This window comes from Bacillus sp. Nf3 (genome assembly GCF_003028545.1).
Classification (GTDB): domain Bacteria; phylum Bacillota; class Bacilli; order Bacillales; family Bacillaceae; genus Bacillus; species Bacillus safensis.
Genome location: NZ_PYUA01000002.1, coordinates 468,339 through 490,229, shown reverse-complemented (window position 1 = coordinate 490,229; position 21,891 = coordinate 468,339). Strand labels below are relative to the sequence as shown.

General features: G+C 41.3%; 25 protein-coding genes. 7 read left to right on the top strand and 18 right to left on the bottom strand.

The annotated features are described in order from the left end of the window. Window positions 1–61: 61 nt before the first annotated feature. Together sodA and C9414_RS07290 are read right to left on the bottom strand one after the other, a co-directional pair. On the bottom strand, window positions 62–670 hold the full coding sequence (gene sodA / locus C9414_RS07295; RefSeq protein ID WP_007501264.1) for a superoxide dismutase SodA: 609 nt from the start codon (window positions 668–670) through the stop codon (window positions 62–64). Between the two features lie 182 nt (window positions 671–852). Then, window positions 853–1,338 (bottom strand): DUF456 domain-containing protein, encoded by a 486-nt coding sequence (locus tag C9414_RS07290; RefSeq protein WP_039180001.1) that lies wholly within the window; start codon window positions 1,336–1,338, stop codon window positions 853–855. Between the two features lie 145 nt (window positions 1,339–1,483). On the opposite strand from C9414_RS07290, the gene C9414_RS07285 reads away from it, so the two are divergent. Then, entirely contained in the window at window positions 1,484–2,242 is a 759-nt protein-coding gene (locus C9414_RS07285; RefSeq protein WP_041117993.1) for a DUF1189 domain-containing protein, read from the top strand. Window positions 2,243–2,298: 56 nt separating this feature from the next. On the opposite strand, the gene C9414_RS07280 is transcribed toward C9414_RS07285, so the two are convergent. Then, window positions 2,299–2,844, bottom strand: a complete 546-nt coding sequence (locus tag C9414_RS07280) for a GNAT family N-acetyltransferase (RefSeq protein ID WP_047202309.1) — start codon at window positions 2,842–2,844, stop codon at window positions 2,299–2,301. A gap of 198 nt (window positions 2,845–3,042) precedes the next feature. Between C9414_RS07280 and C9414_RS07275 the strand changes: the two genes are divergently transcribed. Then, window positions 3,043–3,345, top strand: coding sequence for a hypothetical protein (locus tag C9414_RS07275; protein ID WP_039180007.1), 303 nt, complete (start codon window positions 3,043–3,045; stop codon window positions 3,343–3,345). Between the two features lie 105 nt (window positions 3,346–3,450). Next, a complete protein-coding gene (gene ispG / locus C9414_RS07270) occupies window positions 3,451–4,566 on the top strand; it encodes a flavodoxin-dependent (E)-4-hydroxy-3-methylbut-2-enyl-diphosphate synthase (RefSeq protein WP_024423001.1) in 1,116 nt (371 codons plus the stop codon). Window positions 4,567–4,609: 43 nt separating this feature from the next. Here the strand turns inward: ispG and C9414_RS07265 are convergent, their stop codons facing one another. Next, window positions 4,610–4,972, bottom strand: coding sequence for a DUF308 domain-containing protein (locus tag C9414_RS07265; RefSeq protein WP_039180010.1), 363 nt, complete (start codon window positions 4,970–4,972; stop codon window positions 4,610–4,612). 139 nt (window positions 4,973–5,111) lie between these two features. Here C9414_RS07265 and C9414_RS07260 point away from each other — a divergent pair, with 139 nt between their 5' ends. Then, on the top strand, window positions 5,112–5,690 hold the full coding sequence (locus tag C9414_RS07260; RefSeq protein WP_039180012.1) for a 5' nucleotidase, NT5C type: 579 nt from the start codon (window positions 5,112–5,114) through the stop codon (window positions 5,688–5,690). Window positions 5,691–5,709: 19 nt separating this feature from the next. Here the strand turns inward: C9414_RS07260 and C9414_RS07255 are convergent, their stop codons facing one another. The 5 genes from C9414_RS07255 to C9414_RS07235 form a co-directional block, all read right to left on the bottom strand. Continuing rightward, window positions 5,710–6,627 carry an ROK family protein gene (locus tag C9414_RS07255; RefSeq protein ID WP_107163354.1) on the bottom strand — a complete coding sequence of 306 codons (918 nt, stop codon included), beginning with the start codon at window positions 6,625–6,627 and terminating at the stop codon, window positions 5,710–5,712. A 136-nt stretch (window positions 6,628–6,763) separates the two neighbouring features. Then, window positions 6,764–7,192 carry a zinc uptake transcriptional repressor Zur gene (zur, locus tag C9414_RS07250; RefSeq protein WP_003217433.1) on the bottom strand — a complete coding sequence of 143 codons (429 nt, stop codon included), beginning with the start codon at window positions 7,190–7,192 and terminating at the stop codon, window positions 6,764–6,766. After that, window positions 7,170–8,030 carry a metal ABC transporter permease gene (locus tag C9414_RS07245; RefSeq protein WP_107163353.1) on the bottom strand — a complete coding sequence of 287 codons (861 nt, stop codon included), beginning with the start codon at window positions 8,028–8,030 and terminating at the stop codon, window positions 7,170–7,172. Before C9414_RS07245 ends, zur begins: the two co-directional genes overlap by 23 nt. Beyond that, the gene (locus C9414_RS07240; RefSeq protein ID WP_024423006.1) at window positions 8,030–8,806 is read right to left on the bottom strand and encodes a metal ABC transporter ATP-binding protein; all 777 of its coding nucleotides are present in this window, start codon (window positions 8,804–8,806) and stop codon (window positions 8,030–8,032) included. Before C9414_RS07240 ends, C9414_RS07245 begins: the two co-directional genes overlap by 1 nt. A gap of 135 nt (window positions 8,807–8,941) precedes the next feature. After that, on the bottom strand, window positions 8,942–9,823 hold the full coding sequence (locus tag C9414_RS07235) for a YitT family protein (RefSeq protein WP_047202313.1): 882 nt from the start codon (window positions 9,821–9,823) through the stop codon (window positions 8,942–8,944). Between the two features lie 140 nt (window positions 9,824–9,963). On the opposite strand from C9414_RS07235, the gene C9414_RS07230 reads away from it, so the two are divergent. Continuing rightward, window positions 9,964–10,218, top strand: coding sequence for a DUF2624 domain-containing protein (locus C9414_RS07230; protein WP_024423008.1), 255 nt, complete (start codon window positions 9,964–9,966; stop codon window positions 10,216–10,218). 48 nt (window positions 10,219–10,266) lie between these two features. Here the strand turns inward: C9414_RS07230 and C9414_RS07225 are convergent, their stop codons facing one another. Continuing rightward, the gene (locus C9414_RS07225; RefSeq protein ID WP_047202314.1) at window positions 10,267–11,160 is read right to left on the bottom strand and encodes a deoxyribonuclease IV; all 894 of its coding nucleotides are present in this window, start codon (window positions 11,158–11,160) and stop codon (window positions 10,267–10,269) included. Between the two features lie 9 nt (window positions 11,161–11,169). Continuing rightward, window positions 11,170–12,489, bottom strand: a complete 1,320-nt coding sequence (locus C9414_RS07220) for a DEAD/DEAH box helicase (RefSeq protein ID WP_107163352.1) — start codon at window positions 12,487–12,489, stop codon at window positions 11,170–11,172. Between the two features lie 155 nt (window positions 12,490–12,644). On the opposite strand from C9414_RS07220, the gene vrrA reads away from it, so the two are divergent. Together vrrA and C9414_RS07210 are read left to right on the top strand one after the other, a co-directional pair. Further along, window positions 12,645–13,349: a VrrA/YqfQ family protein gene (gene vrrA, locus C9414_RS07215; RefSeq protein WP_107163351.1), complete on the top strand. Its 705-nt coding sequence runs from the start codon at window positions 12,645–12,647 to the stop codon at window positions 13,347–13,349. 157 nt (window positions 13,350–13,506) lie between these two features. Further along, window positions 13,507–14,451, top strand: coding sequence for a 4-hydroxy-3-methylbut-2-enyl diphosphate reductase (locus tag C9414_RS07210; RefSeq protein WP_024423011.1), 945 nt, complete (start codon window positions 13,507–13,509; stop codon window positions 14,449–14,451). A gap of 37 nt (window positions 14,452–14,488) precedes the next feature. Here C9414_RS07210 and C9414_RS07205 read toward each other — a convergent pair whose 3' ends face one another. The 7 genes from C9414_RS07205 to C9414_RS07175 form a co-directional block, all read right to left on the bottom strand. Next, window positions 14,489–15,610 carry a Nif3-like dinuclear metal center hexameric protein gene (locus C9414_RS07205; RefSeq protein ID WP_107163350.1) on the bottom strand — a complete coding sequence of 374 codons (1,122 nt, stop codon included), beginning with the start codon at window positions 15,608–15,610 and terminating at the stop codon, window positions 14,489–14,491. Next, window positions 15,603–16,319 (bottom strand): tRNA (adenine(22)-N(1))-methyltransferase, encoded by a 717-nt coding sequence (locus C9414_RS07200; RefSeq protein WP_073979119.1) that lies wholly within the window; start codon window positions 16,317–16,319, stop codon window positions 15,603–15,605. The genes C9414_RS07205 and C9414_RS07200 overlap by 8 nt, the downstream gene beginning before the upstream one ends. A gap of 120 nt (window positions 16,320–16,439) precedes the next feature. Continuing rightward, window positions 16,440–16,799 carry a cytochrome c550 gene (gene cccA, locus C9414_RS07195; protein ID WP_034280134.1) on the bottom strand — a complete coding sequence of 120 codons (360 nt, stop codon included), beginning with the start codon at window positions 16,797–16,799 and terminating at the stop codon, window positions 16,440–16,442. 301 nt (window positions 16,800–17,100) lie between these two features. Then, the gene (gene rpoD / locus C9414_RS07190) at window positions 17,101–18,222 is read right to left on the bottom strand and encodes an RNA polymerase sigma factor RpoD (protein WP_008342392.1); all 1,122 of its coding nucleotides are present in this window, start codon (window positions 18,220–18,222) and stop codon (window positions 17,101–17,103) included. Between the two features lie 205 nt (window positions 18,223–18,427). Beyond that, entirely contained in the window at window positions 18,428–20,257 is a 1,830-nt protein-coding gene (dnaG, locus tag C9414_RS07185; RefSeq protein ID WP_107163349.1) for a DNA primase, read from the bottom strand. 33 nt (window positions 20,258–20,290) lie between these two features. Continuing rightward, the gene (locus C9414_RS07180) at window positions 20,291–20,791 is read right to left on the bottom strand and encodes a YaiI/YqxD family protein (protein ID WP_107163348.1); all 501 of its coding nucleotides are present in this window, start codon (window positions 20,789–20,791) and stop codon (window positions 20,291–20,293) included. A gap of 261 nt (window positions 20,792–21,052) precedes the next feature. Continuing rightward, complete coding sequence (locus C9414_RS07175; protein ID WP_008342399.1) at window positions 21,053–21,874, bottom strand: pyruvate, water dikinase regulatory protein; 822 nt, start codon at window positions 21,872–21,874, stop codon at window positions 21,053–21,055. Window positions 21,875–21,891: the final 17 nt, after the last annotated feature.

Sequence of the window (21,891 nt, the reverse complement as noted above, 5' to 3'; positions counted from 1 at the left end):
AAGGAGGGAAAATATAAAAAGACCTGCTTCTCTTGAAAGCAGGTCTTTTAGAATCAAATCATTATTTTGCTTCGCTGTAAAGGCGAGCTACTTCATCCCAGTTCACAACATTCCAGAATGCTGAAATGTAATCAGGACGACGGTTTTGGTAGTTTAGGTAGTAAGCATGCTCCCAAACGTCTAGTCCTAGAATAGGCGTTTTTCCTTCAGTTAAAGGAGAATCTTGGTTTGGCGTGCTTGTGATTTCAAGTTTTCCGTTGTTCACAACAAGCCATGCCCAACCAGAACCAAAGCGTCCTGCAGCTGCTGCAGCGAAATCAGATTTGAATTTTTCAAATCCGCCTAATTCTTTTTCGATTGCATCTGCAAGTTCACCAGTTGGTGCGCCGCCACCGTTTGGTGAAAGAAGCGTCCAGAATAATGAGTGGTTCGCATGTCCTCCGCCATTGTTACGTACAGCTGTACGAATGTTTTCAGGCACTGAGTTTAAGTTAGCCACTAGCTCTTCAATTGATTGATCTTCAAGAGCTGATACACCTTCGATTGCTTTGTTTAAGTTTGTTACGTATGTGTTGTGGTGTTTTGTGTGGTGAATCGTCATTGTTTCCTTGTCGATATGTGGTTCTAATGCATCGTAAGCATATGGTAATTCTGGAAGTTTAAAAGCCATGGTTAAATTCCTCCTTAAAATGTATGTACTGAAATGCTTCCTTTGTAAGTCAGCAATTCACCCTACTCAAAGAGTATCAAAAGAAACAGCTTGTTTCAACGTTATTGCTCATGTTCTGAAACATTTCAGTGTTTATTTTGTATTTAGCCCTTTAGATAAAGTTTTAAACACCCTTTTTCAACTTAGCGAAGGACATAAAATAAAAAGATGCCCAGCATCAGCGCCTGAATCAATCCTTTTGCAAAAACACCTGATACAAATCCAATTAATGAACCTAATCCGACTTTCACACTCGTCTTCAAATCTTTTTGATGAACAAGGAGCTCTGCAATGACACTTCCGAGAAATGGACCAATAATAATTCCTGCAATGGGGATCACAAAAGGACCAGCCAATAACCCAATGGTGCTTCCCCATATAGCAGCCTTGCTGCCGCCAAAGCGCTTGACCCCAATAAGGTTTGAGACATAATCTGCCGCAAATAAGACGGCAGTAAACATCGCTTGAATGAGCCAGAACGTCAGTGTAAGCGGCTCGAAGCTAAAGAAGAAACCATATAGAATAAATCCGAGTACCATAAAAACCACACTCGGGATAATTGGATAAACCAGTCCAACAAACGCAATGATAAATGCACAGCCAATCAGTATCCAATAAAGCACGTCCAAGACCCTGCCGCCTCCTTTTTATATGCTGTATACATTATGCCTCATTCCTTCTATCTTAACCAGTGATGAGGGCCATACTTGTACTTGATGGATAGACATTGATACAATATGAGAAATAGAAAAGAATGTAGGAAGTGAATGGGTATTGAACGTATTTAATCTATTGTTAAAAGGAATTTATTCACCAAAAGATATTGCCAAAGCAAGATTTACAGGAATCGGTAAAGCGATTTTATTCATTTTTATCCTCTCAATTATCGCAGCAGTTCCGCAGGGATATCATATGAGCCAAGAGATCTCGAATGCGATGTCAGGATTTCAGCACGTGATCAAAAAAGATTTACCCGACTTTTCAATTGAAAAAGGAAAACTTCAAGCGGATCAAAGTGCACCAATAGAAAAAGAAGAAAACGGCATTACGATCATCTTTGATCCTGCTGAAAAAATAAAAGCAAGTGAACTTGAATCAAAGCAAACAGCCATCGCTTTATTAAAGGAAAAAGCAGTGATTGCGATTGATGGGCAAATGACAGATATTCCATACCAGCTCCTTGGCGGAACGCTGACAAAAGACGAACTTGCTCGCGTCACAAATCAGAACCAAGCGATTATTATCCCTGTCATCTGTGTACTGCTATATTTATCAACTGCGGCTCTCATGTTTATTAGCGCAACATTCCTTGCGATGCTTGGTACATTTATTAAACGAATGCAGCAAAAAGAGCTGTCTTTCCAAATGCTTTGGAAGCTCTCCGCTTATTCACTCACATTAACAACGGTCTTTTTCGCTATCATGAGTGCATTAAACACGCCTGTTGCAAACTCATTTTTATTAAATTGGGTCATTAACTTTATCTTTTTATATCTTGTTGTAAAAGAAATACCTGCCAAAAAAAGCAAATGATCCATCACAATGAAAGCTCCCCCGTCTCGGAGGAGCTTTTTATGTATGTTCATGCGCTAGGACTCATCTGGATGGATGATCGCAAATAAATAATGATCCTCCCACACGCCATTAATCTTTACTTTTTTACGATTTAGTCCCTCATTTTCAAAACCTGTCTTTTCAAGTACACGAATGGAACCCTTGTTACTCGGCTTTACTCCAGCCTCAATCCGGTGGAGATTCAACTCAAAAAAGGCATAGTCAATGATTAAACGAATGGCTTCTGTCATATATCCTTTTCCGCCCTGCCTTTGATCGAGTACATACCCGAGCCAAGCTCCTTCTATCGGACCTCTTACGACAGAACTTAATGAAATCGTCCCAATTAAGGCACCTGTTTCATTTAAGAAAATACCATGCATGTATGATTCATCTTGTTCACTTCTTTGCCTACTCCGCTGAATTCGTTCAATTTGACGAGGTAACGTGAAGAAATCATCTTTGATCAAAGGTGTAAATTCCTGAAAATATGAGCGATTCTCAAGCTCTAATGTTAACAGTGATTCTGCATCATTTTCTGTTAGTGTTCTCACATATATATGCTGACTAACTTTCTTCATTAAATCTCCCCCCTTTCTTATTTTATCATAATCGTCATATGAGATTGCTCTCCTATTTACACCAACGATCCAAGCAGTTTTATTACAAGACATACTAGAACTAACTAGAACCATCCTTTCCAGCTTTTCTCCTCTTTTTGGTTCTATCATTTCAGGATATGCATAGACTGAAGTAAACTCTTAAAAGCGGTGAGTAAAATGCGGCGAATTCTTTTTTTACTAATCAGTTTGTTTGTCCTCTTTATTATCTTTTTTGATTTAAAAAATGGAACCATTCCTGTTGAGGAAAACCCAGCCGTTCCAGCAAGTGCCCTTCAAACAGCTGAGAAAAAGACATATAAGAACGTCACGGTAAAACAAGGTGAAACGGTCCTCTCCATCGTACATACAAGCAAGCCACTTGATGATGTCATTAAAGATTTCGAGGAGCTGAATCAAGGTGTGAAAGCGAACGAAATCAGAGCAGGCAGCACATATAAGTTTCCTGTCTATAAGAGATAAAACGTTAATTCCTTGTCATTCATACAAAGAGACTGTTACAATATGAACTGTAAAACACGACGTACACGGCAAAGAATTGCTTGTACACTAAGGAGCGATTGACAAGTGAGTGAAGTCACACATCGTACTAAAACGCGTCCCGTCAAAGTGGGACCTTTAACTATAGGTGGAAATAATGAGGTTGTCATTCAAAGTATGGCAACAACCAAAACACATGATGTCGAAGCGACAGTCGCTGAAATTAAACGTTTAGAAGAGGCAGGCTGTCAAATCGTGCGTGTCGCATGTCCAGATGAGCGTGCAGCAAATGCAATTGCGGACATTAAAAAACAAATTAACATCCCGCTTGTTGTGGATATTCATTTTGACTACAAGCTTGCACTGAAAGCGATTGAAGCAGGCGCAGACAAAATCCGAATCAATCCAGGAAACATCGGAAGAAGAGAAAAAGTCGAAGCTGTTGTCAAAGCAGCAAAAGAAAAAGGCATTCCAATTCGTATTGGGGTAAACGCTGGTTCATTAGAGAAAAAGATTCTTGATAAATACGGCTACCCAACTGCAGATGGTATGGTCGAAAGTGCACTGCATCACATTAAAATTCTAGAAGACCTAGACTTTCATGACATCATCGTCAGTATGAAAGCATCTGATGTAAACCTTGCAATTGAAGCATACGAAAAAGCGGCTAAAGCCTTTGATTATCCTCTTCATCTTGGGATTACAGAATCAGGTACGTTATTTGCAGGTACAGTCAAAAGTGCAGCTGGACTTGGCGCTATTTTGAATATGGGGATTGGGAACACACTCCGTATCTCATTAAGTGCTGACCCAGTTGAGGAAGTAAAAGTAGCACGTGAATTGTTGAAATCATTTGGTCTTGCATCAAATGCAGCAACTCTGATCTCCTGCCCAACTTGTGGACGAATTGAAATTGACCTTATCAGCATTGCAAATGAAGTCGAAGAATATATTTCTAAAATCAAAGCTCCGATTAAAGTAGCAGTCCTCGGCTGCGCTGTAAATGGTCCAGGTGAAGCGCGTGAAGCAGATATCGGAATCGCAGGTGCTAGAGGCGAAGGATTATTGTTCCGTAAAGGTGAAATTGTTCGTAAAGTACCTGAAGAAACAATGGTCGAAGAACTGAAAAAAGAAATCGATAAAATCGCTGAAGAACATTATGCGAAAATGGAAGCTGAAAAAGAAAAACAAGCGAATGCATAACAAAAAACGCCTGACGTCATTGTCAGGCGTTTTTCTGTCCTTATTAAAAGAACGGGGTGATAAATATGCCTAGGATGACGGAAACAATTCCGATCCCGATTGACCACGCGCCAAGCGCATGTGCTCCTTTTCTTCTTGCAATATAACCAACGACGATTGCCGCTACCCCTAATAGCACCGGCAAGACAAATAATGAGATAATCGCAATCGCGAGTGCTGTATAGCCTATCCCCTTACTGCCCGAATCGTCACCTGCATGGTCACGTCCTCGTCTATCTTCTCGATCTCTTGATGCTTGATATGGCTCTGCAATTTCAGCAGCTGTTTCCTCTAAATAGCCATCATCATTACTAAAGTGTGTGTCGATTTCACGATCATTTCTTCTGAAATCCTCGTCTCTTTCCATGATCAATTCCCCCTTTTGGTTAATAGAAAGGAGCTTTTTTAGTATGAGCAAAAATGTCTGTTTCATGTTTGCTAAAACTTGCTGGAATTGTGAAATGATTATGTTACACTTTAAGAGTATAAAAATGAGGAGTGTGGGCATGTTACGTTTAGGAATTGATATTGATGGTACAGTGACGGCGCAGGACACTTTTGTTCCCTATTTAAACGAGTCGTTCCAATGTGCCATGACACTAGATGATATGACAGAATATGATTTGACGAAGCTTTTAAAGATTTCTCAAGAAGAATTTTGGGGCTGGATGAATGAGCATGAGCCTCTTATTTATAAACAGGCAAAGCCTGCTGAGGGTGCTAAAGAAATCCTCGACCAAATGAAGCAGCAGCACAAATTGATTTATATTACAGCAAGAAGGCAGCAGCATTCAGATATCACCTACAAGTGGTTTCAAGAACATGACGTGCATTATGATGACATTGAGCTGGTTGGCGGTCATCATAAGCTGGAAGCCGTTCAAAAGCACAAGATTGATGTATTTTTTGAAGACCATCACGGCAATGCCACAATGATTGCAAAAGAGGCAGACATCCCGGTTATACTTTTTAACTCCCCTTATAACCAGATGCCAATTGACGACAGAATTATTCGCGTAAACAACTGGCACGAAGCGTCTCAATGGATCAAACAATATGAACAAAGTCTGCAAGCTGCTTATTAAGGTAGAAAAGCCGATACGTTTAATGTATCGGCTTTTTCGATGGAGCAAGCTGCCCTTCTTTCATGAGGAAATGGTACAACGCTCCCTTCATGCCTGCCTGATTCAAGTAATAACACGTTTCCAGCTTCACCTGAATGTTCTTCCACGCAGGCAGTGTATGTAGGTGTTTCTCAATACTTGATAGTAAATCTGGTCTTGCGCTCACGCCGCCGCCAATGAGAATTTTTTCTGGATTGAGGACGGTTGCTACATTGTAAATGCCAATGGCGATTCGCTTGTACCACTGATCCACCAGTTTTTCAATGGACGGATCGTGCTTCGCCTTTTCAAAAATGTCTTGTCCGTCTATTTGTGTACTTTGCGGAATTCCTTGCTTTTCTTTATAGCTGCGAATGAGTCCAGCCGTTGAAGCGCTGCTGTTGAGTGTTGTAAATTGTCCATTGTCTGTTTCTGTCAGCATCATGCCAAATTCACCGCCGCGAAAGGAAGCCCCGCGCACAAGCTGACCACCAGCGAAAATACCACCGCCAACACCTGTGCCAAGCGTCATACAAATAAAGCTGTCACACTCTTTCGCATGGCCGCTATATTTTTCTGCGAGAGCTGCACAGTTCGCATCATTTTCCACTTCTACACGAAGAGATGTTTTCTCTTCTAAAAGTGTTTTTACATTTTGACCATTTAAGGCGATAATGGCGCCTGCAAATTCTGTAAAACCTGATTCACTGTCCACAAAGCCTGGAAGACTGATGGCGATACCCCTGACATTCTGCTTCCTTTGATAATCCCTGACCACACCCGCCATTGCTTCTAAAAACGGTTCAAGCTGCCGGCAGTTCGTCTGATAGTCACCGCTAGTGACCAGCTTTCCATCCTGATCCATTAATCCATGTTTCGTTCTCGTCCCGCCTACATCAAACACGACGTAATAAGCCACTTTTGACCCCTCCCTTTACTCCAAAAGACTCAAATTGCACGCTGTAGTACCTTGATCTCATTTTAATGAAACAGCCACTCTTTGTAAAACGTTTTCAAAAGACAAAACAAAAAAGCCAGCTTCACGGCTGGCTTTTTCACGAGTGAACTTCCTTCGGTTCGCAGGAAGGACACGTTCCGTATATTTCAAATTTATGTCCGCTAATATGATAATCCTCTAGATCGGCGTCAAGCTTGTCCATAGGACAGGCATCGATTTCTTTTGTTTTCCCGCATGTAAGACAAATAAAGTGATGGTGATGATGGGAAAATGAACATTTGAAACGGAATAATTTCTCCCCTGACAATTCCGTAGTTTCTAATATTCCAAGGTCTTCATATAGTGACAAGTTTCGATAAATTGTATCAAAGCTAAGACCCGGGTAATCTTCACTTAGTGCCGTCAGCACATTTTTAGCGGTCAAGTATTTATCAGAATCAGAAAACAATTGAAGCATATCTTCACGTTTGCTTGTATATTTGTAGCCTTTTTCCTTTAATAAATCAAGCGCTTCTTGTACGTTCATGTTGATTCCCCCTTCTGAATTTCCCAATACTAATACACCCGATTAAAATCAAAATAGACAGCATCACAATGGTTCCGCCTGGCGCTAAATCAAGATAATAGCTTAAAATCAATCCGGCTAATACCGACAATTCACCAAACAAGATCGAAAGGAAAATCGCCTGTTTAAATCCTTTGGCAATGCGGATACTTGCCGCAACAGGAAGCGTCATGAGCGCCGACACAAGCAGTGTACCGACGATACGCATCGATGCCGCAATGACAAGTGCAACGACTAAGATAAAAATAAAATGAATCCATTTTGCTGAAATACCAGAAGCCTTTGCATGCTCTTCATCAAAAGAAAGCAAAAATAATTCTTTATATAAAAGCACAACAACTAACACAACAACGAGTGAGATCCCTACAATAATCCAAAGATCGAGTCTTGACACCGCACTGACACTTCCGAACAAATAACTAAACAAATCTGTATTAAAGCCATTCGCTAGTGAAATGAAGATGACGGAGATCCCAATACCCCCAGATAAAATAATGGGAATGGCCAGCTCCTGATAATGCTTATACACGGAGCGCAGGCGTTCAATAAACAATGAACCAGCAACAGAAAAAGCCATCCCTAAGTACAGCGGGCTTACCCCTGTCAAAAGGCCAAACTTTTTATCAAGAAATAGACTTGCCGCAATACCGGCAAGTGATACGTGACTGAGGGCATCTGCAATAAGCGAGAGCCTTCTGACGACAATAAATACACCAAGTAAGGGCGCAATAAAACCAATCAATAACCCTGCGATAAACGCATTTTGTAAAAATTCATAATGAAAAAATGGAAATATCATTATTCATGTCCCCCATGATGGTGATGGTCGTGATGAATCACTTGAATGTCATGCCCGTAAAATTGGGATAGCGCCTGATCATCCATTGAATCAAACGCTTCTGCATCCCCGTGGAAATGCAGTGTCTGATTTAAACAAGCCACATGGGTGACTTTATCGGAAACGGTGCCAACGTCGTGTGTGACGAGAATTAAAGACATTCCTTTTTCTTTGTTCAATGTTTCGAGCAGCTGATAAAAGCCTTCTACTGTCCGCTGGTCTACCCCAACTGTGGGCTCATCCAAAATGAGCAGCTTTGGCTGACTGACAAGCGCACGGGCAATAAATGCGCGCTGCTGCTGACCGCCAGATAGCTCCCCGATGTTTTGATGCTTTAAATCTTGTATACCAACTGAGCGAATGGCATCTTCCACTTGCCATTTATCCTGCTTGCTCATTCGTTTAAACAAACCAATTTTCGCGGTCAATCCGCTTGCGACGACCTCATATACAGAAGCAGGGAAACCCGTATTGAAGCTATTCGCCTTTTGAGAAACAAATCCAATTTGATCCCAGTCTCTAAATTTTGAAACAGGCGTGCCAAATAGCTTTAATTCACCTTGCTGCGGTTTAATAAGTCCGAGCAGGCATTTTAATAAGGTTGTTTTACCAGAACCATTCGGTCCAACAAGTGCTAGAAAGTTTCCTTCCTCTACTGTTAAATGAATGTGATCAATAACATTTCGCTGTCCATATGAGTACGAAATGTCCTTCATTTCAATGATTGGCTTTGCCATGAATCTTTCCACCTTTAATCAATATAAAAAGAATGATTACGATTTATACAACAAAAAGAAAATGGCTTTTGCCATTTTCTCTGTCCATACATACATTTCATTATATAAAAGAAAGATAAAAAAGTAAAATAAAAGCTAATGAATGGCTGTTTTGAACTTACCGCCTTTTGTTTCATGCGTATCCATAATCGTGATAAAAGCTTGGTCATCAATTTCAAATACGATGGATTTCAGCTTTGTAATTTCAAGCCTTGTGACAACGGCGTAGATGACATCTTTTTCTTCATCTGTATAGCCGCCTTTTCCTCTCAGCTTTGTCGTTCCCCTGCCGAGTCGATGCAGAATCGCATCTGAAATTTCATCATAATAATCTGATACGATAATGACAGCTTTTGTTTCATCAAGCCCTTGAATGACAGCATCAATTGTTTTCATTGCCAAATAATATGTCATGACAGAATACATAGCCTGCTCTGGTCCGAAAACAAAGCCCGCCCAAATAAAAATGAACACATTGACGATCATAACAAACTCACCGACGGAGAAAGGGATTTTTTTCGTCAAAAGAATTCCTAAAATCTCTGTTCCATCCATTGAGCCTCCATTACGGATGACAAGTCCAACACCAAATCCAAGTAATAGCCCGCCAAATACAGTGGCTAAGATCGGCTGTGTTGTAAATGCCTCCACATGATGAAGTGAAGATTCAATCACGGCTAAGCTGACAATCCCAATCACAGTGGAAACCAGAAAGGTTTTTCCAATATGCTTGTATCCTGATATCATAAATGGAATATTTAAAATGACAACAATCGTCGCAAAATTAATAAACGGGTTATCTGTAAAGAGATAATCCAAAATAAGCGAAATGCCGATGATGCCCCCATCAATAATATTGTTTGGCACTAAAAATAATTCAATGCTGACTGCTGCACATGCAGCCCCTACTAGAATCAGGAAAATTCTCAAAATAAAATGAGGCACTGATTCCTTTCTATGCTGTTTACTATTTGCCATACGTTCTCCCTTCTACACATGTTAAATTTTCAATGAACATTTTATTCACTTTACTATTTTATCATTTCACAGAATAAAATAAAATTTTTTGCACATTTTCCGTTTTCGCCCATACATTGTTACAGAGGGGAGGAATGGAATTGATTTTAATCCAAAAAATTGTCCTGCAGCGGCTCAATCAGATCACAGCAAATGATCTGTTAAGGTATGCGAAACAGTATGGTGTCAGTTTAACGTCACATCAAGCAGCTGAGGTTGCCAAACTCATGAACGGGAAAAACATCAATATTTTTAATGATTCAGAGCGTAACCGGCTTCTTAAGCAAGTGGAAGCGATTACTTCTAAACAGACAGCACAGACTGTGAATGATTTGTTTAACCAGTTTACAAGTTAAGCAAAAAAGGGCCGCATTTAGCGGCACCTCAACATGTTGCATCCTTTTTTACTGACCCATAATTTTGTCTAGTAAGCCTTCATCAAATTGCTTTTCTTTCAGCATCGCAATTTCGAATTTGTAAGGTGGTTTTTTGTTCTTTTTATCTTCACCTACATAAGGCGTTTCTAGAATTTTTGGCACATCTTGAAGTTGCGGATGATGCACAATATAGTTCAGTGCATCGAAACCAATTTCACCAAAACCGATATTTTCATGTCGGTCTTTTCTTGCGCCTTGTACGTTTTTACTGTCATTAATATGAAGAACTTTGATTCGGTCAATACCGACGATTCGGTCAAATTCTTCTAATACACCATCAAAGTCACTCACAATCGGGTAACCAGCATCGTGCGTGTGACACGTATCAAAGCAGACAGAAAGAGCTTCGTTATGTGTCACGCCGTCGATAATTTGGGCAAGCTCTTCAAAGCTTCTTCCGCACTCTGATCCTTTTCCTGCCATTGTTTCAAGTGCAATTTGAACCTCTTGACCTTTCACAATGACTTCGTTTAAGCCTTCAATGATTTTTTGAATCCCTGCTTCTGCCCCTGCTCCAACATGCGCACCTGGGTGAAGAACAATTTGTCTTGCACCTAGCGCTTCCGTACGCTCGATCTCAGAGCGCAGGAAGTCTACGCCAAGCTCAAATGTCGCGGGATTCACTGTGTTTCCAATATTGATAATATACGGAGCATGGACGACGATATCTGTCATGCCGTGCTCTTTCATATGCGCTTGTCCAGCTTCAATATTGAGGTCTTCGATTTTTTTGCGGCGCGTATTTTGCGGTGCACCTGTATAAATCATAAACGTATTCGAACCATAAGAGGCAGCTTCCTCACTCGCTGCAAGAAGCATATGTTTTCCGCTCATGGATACATGTGAACCAATCTTTAACAATGTTTCCCCCTACTTTCCATTACGCTTTGACTTTCTACGTTCCTGTCTTTTGATTTTATCCAACTCACGTGTCATTTTCTTTTTATATCCAGGTTTGACGGCTTTCGGTTTTCTCACAAGACGTTTTGCTTTTTCTTCAATTTCATTTGGTGCTTTTTTACGTCTTTGACGCTTCAGACGGTCATCTGCATCTCGCCATTCGCCATGAACAATGGTTTTGTTTTCAAACACAACGCCCATTTTCTCAATTTGAATGAGTGCATCCTCATCAGCCAGCTCATAAATGGTCATGGCAATTCCAGATGAGCCAGCACGAGCTGTTCTTCCAACGCGGTGCACATAAAAATCAAGATCAGATGGTAGCTCATAGTTAATCACGTGGCTGACGCCTTTAATGTCAATTCCGCGAGCTGCAAGATCAGATGCCACAATATAAGTGAACTCCAAATCTTCAATTTGTTTCATGACTTTTTTACGTTCGCGCGGCGTTAAACCGCCATGAAGCACACCGATTTTCATTCCTTTTTCTTGTAGGAACGATGCGATTTCATCAACAGTTGTTTTTGTATTGGCAAAAATAATCCCTAAATATGGCTGTACATTCGTCACCATTTCATGGAGCAATTTTAATTTATCACGCTGTTTAGATGGAACTAAAATATGCTGAATGTTTTCTGCTGTAATCCGTCTTGGTTCAACATGCGCATACTTTGGATTGTCCATATATTTTTTCAGGAAAGGCTTTAGTTTTTCTGGGATGGTTGCAGAGAACACAAGCATTTGCAACTGTTCTGGCATTTGTGCACCAATACGGTCCACATCTTCTAAAAATCCCATATCCAGCATTAAATCCGCTTCATCAATGACAAGAGAGGTCGCTTTGTAAACATTCAGCGCCTGCTCATGAATGAGATCAGCAATACGTCCAGGTGTGCCGACAACCAAATGCGGCTGGTTTTTTAGCTTTTGAATTGATTTCTGCTTGTCCGTTCCGCCAATGTAAAGCTTTGCTTTGATCTCTTCTTCTGGAGAAGCATTCTTTAAAATCGTTTGAGCTTCTTTGAAAATTTGATTGGCTAATTCTCTTGTAGGCGCAGTAATCACGACTTGTACCTGCTCTTTGCTTGGATCAATTGAATGAATCAGCGGCAGTAAGTACGCATGAGTTTTTCCTGTTCCTGTTTGTGACTGGCCAATCACGCTTTCTCCTTTTAAAACAGCAGGGATGATTCTTTTTTGAATATCAGTCGGCTCATAAAAGCCTAGTTCATGAATAGCATCTATAATAAAAGGCTTTAATTCATATGTCGTAAATTTTGTTTCTTTCATGTTTTCACTCCTTAAGGCAATGCCTTTTTGCTCATCTCCTCATTATAGCTGATTTTCAGTAAAAAAACCATGTCCGCTTTTCCTACAGGAAACCAATTGATGCTTCCTTGCATAACCTATGAAGAGAAAGAGAATGCAGTAAGGGAGGTACAAGTATGTTAGGGCAAAGGCCTATGGGCGATTTTCAGCCGCGCCGCCCCTCACGCCGGCACCTTGGAAATGGCGGACAGCCCCGAATGTTTCAAAGAGGGCAGCAGCCTCCTATCCAACAGCCTTTTCAAGGGCAAGGCAATCCATTTCAGCAAATGATGCCTCGCTCCCCGTCTGTACAGGGAGGCGGTTTACCCGGGATGGGCGGAATTCCAGGAGGTGAGAGCCGTGCACTAGGCGGCGGAGCAGGAATTAAAGGCATGCTCTCTAAATTTCTTCCTGGTGCAGGAGGAGCTGGAGTCTCTGGAGGTGGTGCGGGATTACAAGGAATCCAGAGCTTCACTAATCCTGCGACTCTCTCAAGCATGTTAGGAAATGTTCAAAAAGTGCTCGGGATGGCGCAGCAATTTACGCCAATGATTCAGCAATACGGTCCTTTAGTGAGAAACTTACCTGCAATGATTAAACTGTACAGCCAGCTTGGCAGTGCGGACGATGATGAAGCAAATGCAAATGATGATGATGCAGAATCAACGGAGACCAGCGCGGAAACAGAAGTGCCCGAGGAAGAAGCACAAACTGATGAAATAGAAGAAAATGTTGAACCCGAAAACATCCTTGTCAAAAAAGCAGCACCACACACATCACCTGCTCCTGAAGCAAAACCGAAAAAAAGATCTGGCAGCTCTGTTCCAAAACTATATGTCTAGTGATCTTTTAACGGCGAAGTGTTCACTGCGTATAACAATCTTTGATATATACGCTTACTTTGGCTATAATGGAAGCAAGAGAATGATAAAAAGCCGTTTTTTACGGCTTTTTATATTGTTCTTCTCTAGCAGCACTTCCCTACAGGAGGACGAATAAATGAATGTAATTAAAATATCGCCGCGTGGCTATTGCTATGGCGTTGTGGATGCAATGGTCATTGCTAAAAATGCCGCACTTGATAAGAACTTGCCACGCCCAATTTATATATTAGGTATGATTGTGCACAACAAACATGTCACTGATGCCTTCGAGGAAGATGGAATCTACACACTGGACGGACCAAACCGCTTAGACATTTTAAAGCAGGTAGAAAGCGGAACAGTCATTTTCACGGCTCACGGCGTTTCTCCTGAGGTTCGTCAAATCGCAGAAGAAAAGGGCCTTGTCGCCATTGATGCGACCTGTCCTGATGTCACGAAAACCCACGAACTCATCTCAGAGAAAACAGCCGATGGCTATGACATTATTTATATTGGAAAAAAAGGGCATCCTGAGCCAGAAGGAGCTGTCGGAGTAGCCCCTGACAAGGTACATCTTGTCGAAACAGAAGCCGATATTGAGGCGCTCGATCTAACATCAGAAAAACTGCTCATCACGAACCAAACGACGATGTCTCAATGGGATGTCCACGATCTGATGGAGCTGATTAAAGAGAAATACCCTCACGTCGAGTATCATCAAGAAATTTGCCTTGCGACACAGGTGCGTCAAGAAGCTGTCTCGCAGCAAGCTGGTCAAGCCGATTTAACCATTGTTGTCGGCGATCCAAAAAGTAATAACTCCAACCGTCTCGCACAAGTGTCAATGGAGATAGCCGGAACGCAGGCTTACCGTATTGGCGATTTAAGTGAACTCAAGCTGGAATGGCTGCAGGGCGTCAAAACCGTTGCTGTTACTGCTGGTGCTTCAACACCAACACCTATTACAAAGGAAGTCATTCGTTTCTTAGAAAACTATGAACCGGATGATGAAACGACTTGGAAGATTGAACGAACGGTTCCTCTTTCTAAAATTTTACCTCGCGTCAAAACAAAGAAATAAGAAAACGTCAGAGCATATCCGCTCTGACGTTTTTTGTTTACATAAATTGAAATGGGTTTGTGTTTGATTCAGAAACAAAGAGCTGTACGTCATACTTTTTATTTGCACATAGCGATTGAAGCTTCGCCTTTACGCCCTCTTTCATAATCTTTTCAGCATAATGCCCTGGGTCCACTACGTTCAGCCCAAGCATCATGGCATCATGCGCAACATGGAAATAAAGGTCTCCTGTCACATACACATCTGCACCCATTCTTTTCGCTTGATAGATGTATTTATTTCCGTCTCCGCCAAGCACCGCCACTTTTTTCACTACAGCGTCTTGATCTCCTACAAAACGAGCACCATTCACATCTAGCTTCGTTTTCACAAATTGTGTGAAATCTCTAAGTGTCATAGGCTCATTTAGCTTTCCAATACGGCCAAGGCCTTTTTGAATAGGAGGAAGATCTGTCGTGTGTACACTATAGGCGACTTCTTCATAAGGATGTGCTTTGATCATGTCGCGAATCACTTGTTTTTCTATACTTGCTGGGAAAATGGTTTCAATCCGCACTTCTTTCACAAATTCTAATTGACCCGACTCCCCAATAAACGGCTTAGCTTCTTCTGATGGCAAAAAGCTGCCTGTCCCTTCATTTGAAAACGCACAATGGCTGTAGTTGCCGATATGTCCTGCGCCCGCATTTCCTAAAGCTGTCCGGATGGCCTCTTCAAACTCTTCAGGGACATACAAAGCAAGCTGTTTGATTGGATCCTCGTATGTCGGCACTAACACACTTGTGTCCTCAAGCTCTAAAGCCTCAGCAAGCAAGTCATTGACTCCGCCATCAGCTACGTCTAAATTCGTATGTGCCACATATACCGCAATATCATGTTTGATACATTTTTCAATGATCCGTCCAGCTGGCTGATCTGTCGCTACATGTTTTAATGGACGAAAAATCGGCGGATGGTGCGCAATAATGAGATCCACTTTTCGCTCGATCGCCTCATCTACTACATTCTCTAATACATCTAGGGTGATCATCACATTACTTACTTTTTTATTTAATGTTCCAATCTGGAGACCAATTTTATCACCTTCCATGGCATATGCCTTTGGTGAAAATTGTTCAAACAATTGGATGATTTCATGCCCGTTTACTGTTTTAGCCAACAGTCAAAACCTCCTTTAACGTCTTTATTTTCGCATTCAGCTCTTCAAGGCGCTCTTTGTTTTCTTCTGTCCGTGCTGCCTGCTGAATTTGACTTTCTATCTTCTCCATATGCTGAAGCTCTTGCATCCACTTGCGCTGGAAGACGTCATTTTGCTCTTTCGCAAGAAACGGACCAACGAGCATGCCTGCTTCAAGTGACATTCCTTCATAAGCTTTATCTTTATCGCCTTTTTCTGCGATGATGATTTCGTATATTTTGCCGTCCTCTTCTAAGATGACTTCATCCATCAATTCATACCCCTCTTGATAAAGCCATAAACGAATATGGTGGGCATGGATATTCGGCTGAAGAATGAGCCGCTCATGGCCTGCGAGCTTATGCCTTCCATCATTTAGAATGCTTGCGATGAGTGCCCCGCCCATACCTGCAATCGTCACTGCATTCACTTCGCCTTTTTCAATGACTTCAAGGCCATTTCCTTTTCTGACCGATATCTGTTCATCTAATTCAAGTCTATGTACTTGCTGCTGCGCCGATTGGAGCGGTCCATCGGTAATCTCACCAGCAATGGCTTTCACTGCTTTTTGATGCAGGATCGCATAGCATGGCAAATAGGCATGGTCTGAGCCGATATCAGCGAAGACTGCCTCATCTGGTAAAAAGTCTGCGACTTTTTTTAATCGTTTGGATAAATTCATTTCATTCATACGTATCACTACTTTTCTTTAATGTTCATACTTGTCTATCTTATATAAATTATGGACTTTTTAAAAGTCGTTTTCAAATGAAAAAAGCTCTTCTTTTGAAAAAGAGCTTTTTGTGTAAGATTATTTAATTTTAGACACCCATTCCGCCATTTCATCGAGCTTTTCATTCGGAATCAGCCCGCCTGGCATCCCGTTGCCGCCTTCTTGAATTTTCTTCTTGATGTCAGCCACTTCAAGCTTGTCTCCAACACCTTTTAAAGCAGGACCTGCGCCGCCTTCATAGTTTTCCCCGTGACAGCTTAGACAGTTCTGTTTATACAATTCTTCCGGCGTCGCATTTGCTGTCTCTTCTTGCTTTTGCTCCTTGCCCCCTGAGGCAATTTTTTCTTCATCTTTCAGCCCCTTCATTGATAAGAAAAAAGTGAGTCCAATACCTAAAATGGCAATCAATAAAAATGGTATAAGTGGATTCCGTTTCATTTCTTTCATCCTCCCCTTTGTGAAAACCCCTTTGAGACTATGCAAACAATTCTAATTCTACTTTAATTTTACAAAAAGTAAACGAATTATGATACAAAACTTTGGTCAAGTTCACAGATTAGACAAAAATGATTCAAGATGAGAAATGAAGCCTCCAGCACATTTAGATGTATTTTTTATACATCTTTTCTCTAAGAACGTTGCAAATTCATTTGTTATTCAGTAAAATATAATCAGATTGAAAAAAGCGTTTTCATTTTTGATAAGAAAGAACGGATCTCTTTCAAGATCCGTCCGGTTTCTACTCTAAGAAGTCTTTTAATCGTTTACTTCTGCTTGGGTGTCTTAATTTACGAAGAGCTTTCGCTTCAATTTGTCGGATACGCTCTCTTGTTACGCCGAACACCTTACCAACCTCTTCTAACGTGCGTGTTCTTCCGTCGTCTAGTCCGAAACGTAGTCTCAGCACATTTTCTTCACGGTCCGTCAGCGTGTCTAATACATCTTCAAGCTGCTCTTTTAAGAGTTCGTACGCAGCGTGGTCAGATGGAGATGTCGCCTCTTGGTCTTCGATAAAATCACCAAGATGTGAGTCATCTTCTTCACCAATCGGTGTTTCTAAAGATACAGGCTCTTGCGCAATTTTAAGAATCTCTCTTACCTTTTCTGGAGTTAAATCCATGTCTTCAGCAATTTCTTCAGGCGTTGGTTCTCTGCCTAGGTCTTGCAGAAGCTGTCTTTGAACACGGATCAATTTATTAATGGTTTCCACCATATGAACCGGGATCCGGATTGTTCTCGCCTGATCGGCAATCGCACGTGTGATTGCCTGTCTAATCCACCAAGTCGCATATGTTGAGAATTTATATCCTTTGCGGTAATCAAACTTCTCAACCGCCTTCATCAGACCCATGTTTCCTTCTTGAATCAAGTCAAGGAACAGCATACCACGACCGACATAGCGTTTCGCAATGCTGACAACGAGACGAAGGTTCGCTTCCGCTAATCTTCTTTTTGATTCCTCATCGCCCTCTTCAATCTTTTGAGCATACGTTATTTCTTCTTTAGCAGATAACAAATTGACGCGTCCGATTTCTTTTAAGTACATACGAACAGGGTCATTGATTTTGACACCTGGTGGTACGCTTAAATCATTCAGGTCAAATTCTTCTTCCGCTTTAGCCAGCTGCTGAACATTTGGGTCTTCTGTCTCTTCGTTTTCACTAATGAGCTCTACACCCTGTTCGCCTAAGTATTCATAGTATTCATCCATTTGGTCTGATTCAATTTCAAAGCTAGACATACGCTCTGCAATTTCTTCGTATGTTAAAACGCCCCGTTTTTTACCCGTTTCAGTGAGCTTATCTCTCACCTGTTCAAAGGTTAATTCAGTTTCGGTTTCGTGGGCTTGTTTATCAGCCATTATGGATCCCTCCTTCCAAAGCTTGCAACGAATTCTAAAGTAACTTGCGATTTGCTTCCGCCCTGCTTTTCTCTCTCTGTCAAACAGAAGACGAAGCAAATAGGAATAAAATAAATAATGATGAAGGCAAGATGCTTGCGGTCTTATGCTCCTCCCGTAAAGGATTCATTGCCAGCCGTAAGTCCTGTCATTAATAATAGACGTATTACTTCAGCGAACGGTTCAACTGAATAATTTCTTTTGCAAGTGTTGCCGCTTTGAAGAAATCTTTTTGCCTCTCCGCTTCTGCACGTTCTAGTTCTTTTTCCTTTATCATTGACAAATTTCGATGATTCAACACTTTTTTTACATAATCACTTAATTCAGCTTCACTTAGTTCGTCTCCGACTTGAATCATCAATATATCCGTCAACAGCTGATTCATGACATCATCTTCTATCCGATTCATCAGATGCTGCGGCGTTGGTTCTTTGCCTTCTTCATACAAGGCATAAATGTACGTTGCCAGCGCCCTGTGCGAATCTATATTAAATTCAATCCCGATTCTGTCAAGTACTTTGCGGATCACGTCATCGCTTTTTAACATATGAGCAAGCAGCATTCGCTCTGCATTTTCATATGCCGGCCGCAGACGCTTTCTTCTCACTTGTGTTGACAGATGTGCACGCCGTTTTTCAAGCCCGTTTTCTTCCTGTGTGCTTTTGGTTTCTTGCCGCTGCTGCTTTTCAAACAGCTCCAGTTGTTCTTTTAATGAATCAAGTGAGATCGAAAACTCCCCAGCAAGCTGTTTCATGTAAATCTCTTGCTCCAAAGAGCCCTTTAACCGGCTGATTTCTCGGAGAACCTGCTTCATATAAGTAAGACGGTCTCCTTCGTCTGATAAGTTTTTTCCTCTTCGGAAAAAATTCATCTTAAACGTCATTAATGTCACACTTGCATCTATGATGTCATTCCTAAATTTCTCGCCGCCATATTTACGAATGTAATCATCTGGATCAAGTCCATCTGGTATCATGGCAACGCGAACTTTACATCCTCTTTTTCCAAGCAAATCTGATGCTTTCATGGTCGCTTCGTATCCGGCCGTATCAGAGTCATAGCAAAGGATGATCTCTTCTACGTTCCGCCTGAGAAGCTTTACGTGCTCTTCTGTAAGAGACGTACCCATTGTTGCAACACTTTCACCGACACCTGATGTAACAGCTGAGATGACGTCTGCAAATCCTTCAAAAAGAACTGCCCGTTCGCGTTTGCGAATATGCATACGTGCTTCATGAAAGTGATAAAGCAGCTTACTTTTATGAAAAAGCGGCGTTTCAGGACTATTCATATATTTAGGCTGCTGATCACCAAGCGATCTTCCGGAAAAAGCAATGACCGTTCCATGATGATCATGAATGGGAAACATGACACGATCTCTAAAGCGGTCAAAAAAGCCTGTGCCGTTTTCACGTTGAATCAAAAGACCAGCCTTCTCCATCATCACAGGATCAAATCCTCGTTTTTCTAAAAACTTGGTCACGAAATCCCAAGAATCAAGAGCATACCCGATCTCAAACTTGGCAATTGTTTCATCCGTAAAGCCTCTGGACCGTAAATAATCAAGTGCGTTTTGACCTTCCTTTGTATTTACCAGCAAATGGTGGTAAAATTTCTTAAGAAGCTCATGGGCCTCAATCATTTTATGATCTGCTGTGTCCTCTTGCTGAGAGGAACTCATCTGAGCATTCGCCACCTGATCAGGCAGATCAATATGGTACTTATCAGCCACATGTGAAACGGCTTCAATAAATGAGTAGCCTTCCATTTGTCTGAGGAACGAAAACACATTGCCTCCTGCACCACAGCCAAAACAATGGAAGATTTGCTTATCTGCTGAAACAGAGAATGAAGGAGTATTTTCACCATGGAATGGACAAAGACCGAAGTAATTTCGACCTTGCTTTCTAAGCTGTACGTATTCTCCAATCACTTCGACAATGTCTGCGTTTTTTTGGATCTGCTCCAAAAGTTCATCTGGTATACGTTTGCTCATCCTAATAACACTCCGTCGTACATTATTCGCCTTTTAATTTAAAAATCCTTCATGATTCGACAGGATTTTTTGTAGTTGCGCCATAAATCGCTTCTTATCCTCTTCTAAAAGCTTTTTGGGACCTTTTCCGTATACACCTTTTCTTCGCTGTTGGCTGGAAACATGCCTGCGTTCCAAATCAAAATCAATTGTTTCGTTTGTGTACATTCGTCCTCTTTCAGACAGAACAATGACCTGTCTCGGAAGCAGTAAGGAGGCAAGACCAATATCTTGGGTGACGACAATATCATGCGCGGCAGCTGAGTTGGCAATGACTAAATCCGCTGCTTCCTTATGTGTATCTACAAACCGCCAATCTTCAAGTGGATATCTTTTGGTTTGAAAATGCTCATATGAAGCAATGAATGTCACTGGTACTTTAAATTGAGATGCGACAGAAAGGATTTCGTCTTTTACAGGACAAGCATCTGCATCGACATAAATCGTCCTCTCTTTTTTACGTTCATTCAGGTGACTAATTCTCCATCCCTCCACCTTATTCCTGCTTTAGAGAAGCAAAAAGACCATACTTTTCCCCCATAAAGCAATCAACAGTAAAACTCATTTTGTCGAAAAGTTATGTTCAGAATCACTTGACTTCTGCCAATATTAGTTTATTCGTTCTTGACTTAACTTAAACCTAAAATCAATCATTTTATCACAATTTTTTATTATAATACAAATGCAGCAAATATGCTATTGTTTTTGTTTACCCGTTTCCCCCCATAGGAAAAACCCAGGAGGAGCATCCTGAGTTTATTCGGAACCTCTTTTGGTCAGCATTTGATGGATGACATTTGCCGTTTCCTCAACTGCTTTATTCGATACATCAACGACTTGACAGTTAATACGGTCAACCACTTTTTCAAAATACTCTAGTTCCTCTTTAATCCGCTCAATGTTCGCATAAATAGCGCGATCATTTAAACCAAGAGATTTTAAACGCTCTTTGCGAATATGATTTAGTTTGTCTGGACTAATTTTCAAACCGATACATTTCTTCGGATCAACTGAAAATAACTCTTCTGGCGGATCAACTTCAGGTACAATTGGTACGTTCGCTACCTTCAGCCGTTTATGCGCCAAATATTGAGATAATGGTGTCTTGGACGTGCGTGATACACCAATGAGCACAATATCAGCCTTTAGAATACCTCTTGGGTCTCTGCCGTCATCGTATTTCACAGCGAACTCGATGGCTTCTACCTTTTTAAAATAGTCCTCATCTAATTGACGTACACGACCCGGCTCATGTTTCGCTTCATTTCCGTATGCCGTCTCCATTTTATCAATGAGTGGACCGATGATGTCATAATAAACGACACCGTTTGCTTCTGCTTCCTCGATTAAGAATTGGCGCATTTCTGGCACAACAAGAGTAAAGCAGACGATCCCATTATCTGCTTTCGCCAGTGAAATGACTTCTTTAATCGTACCAACATCTTCTACATACGGGATTCTTCTAATATTTGAATGGTCTGATGAGCCGCCATCAAATTGGCTAAGTGCCGCTTTGACCACGAGCTCTGCCGTTTCTCCTACTGAATCTGATACCACAAAAATTACGCGATTACTCATAACATCCCCTCGCAGTC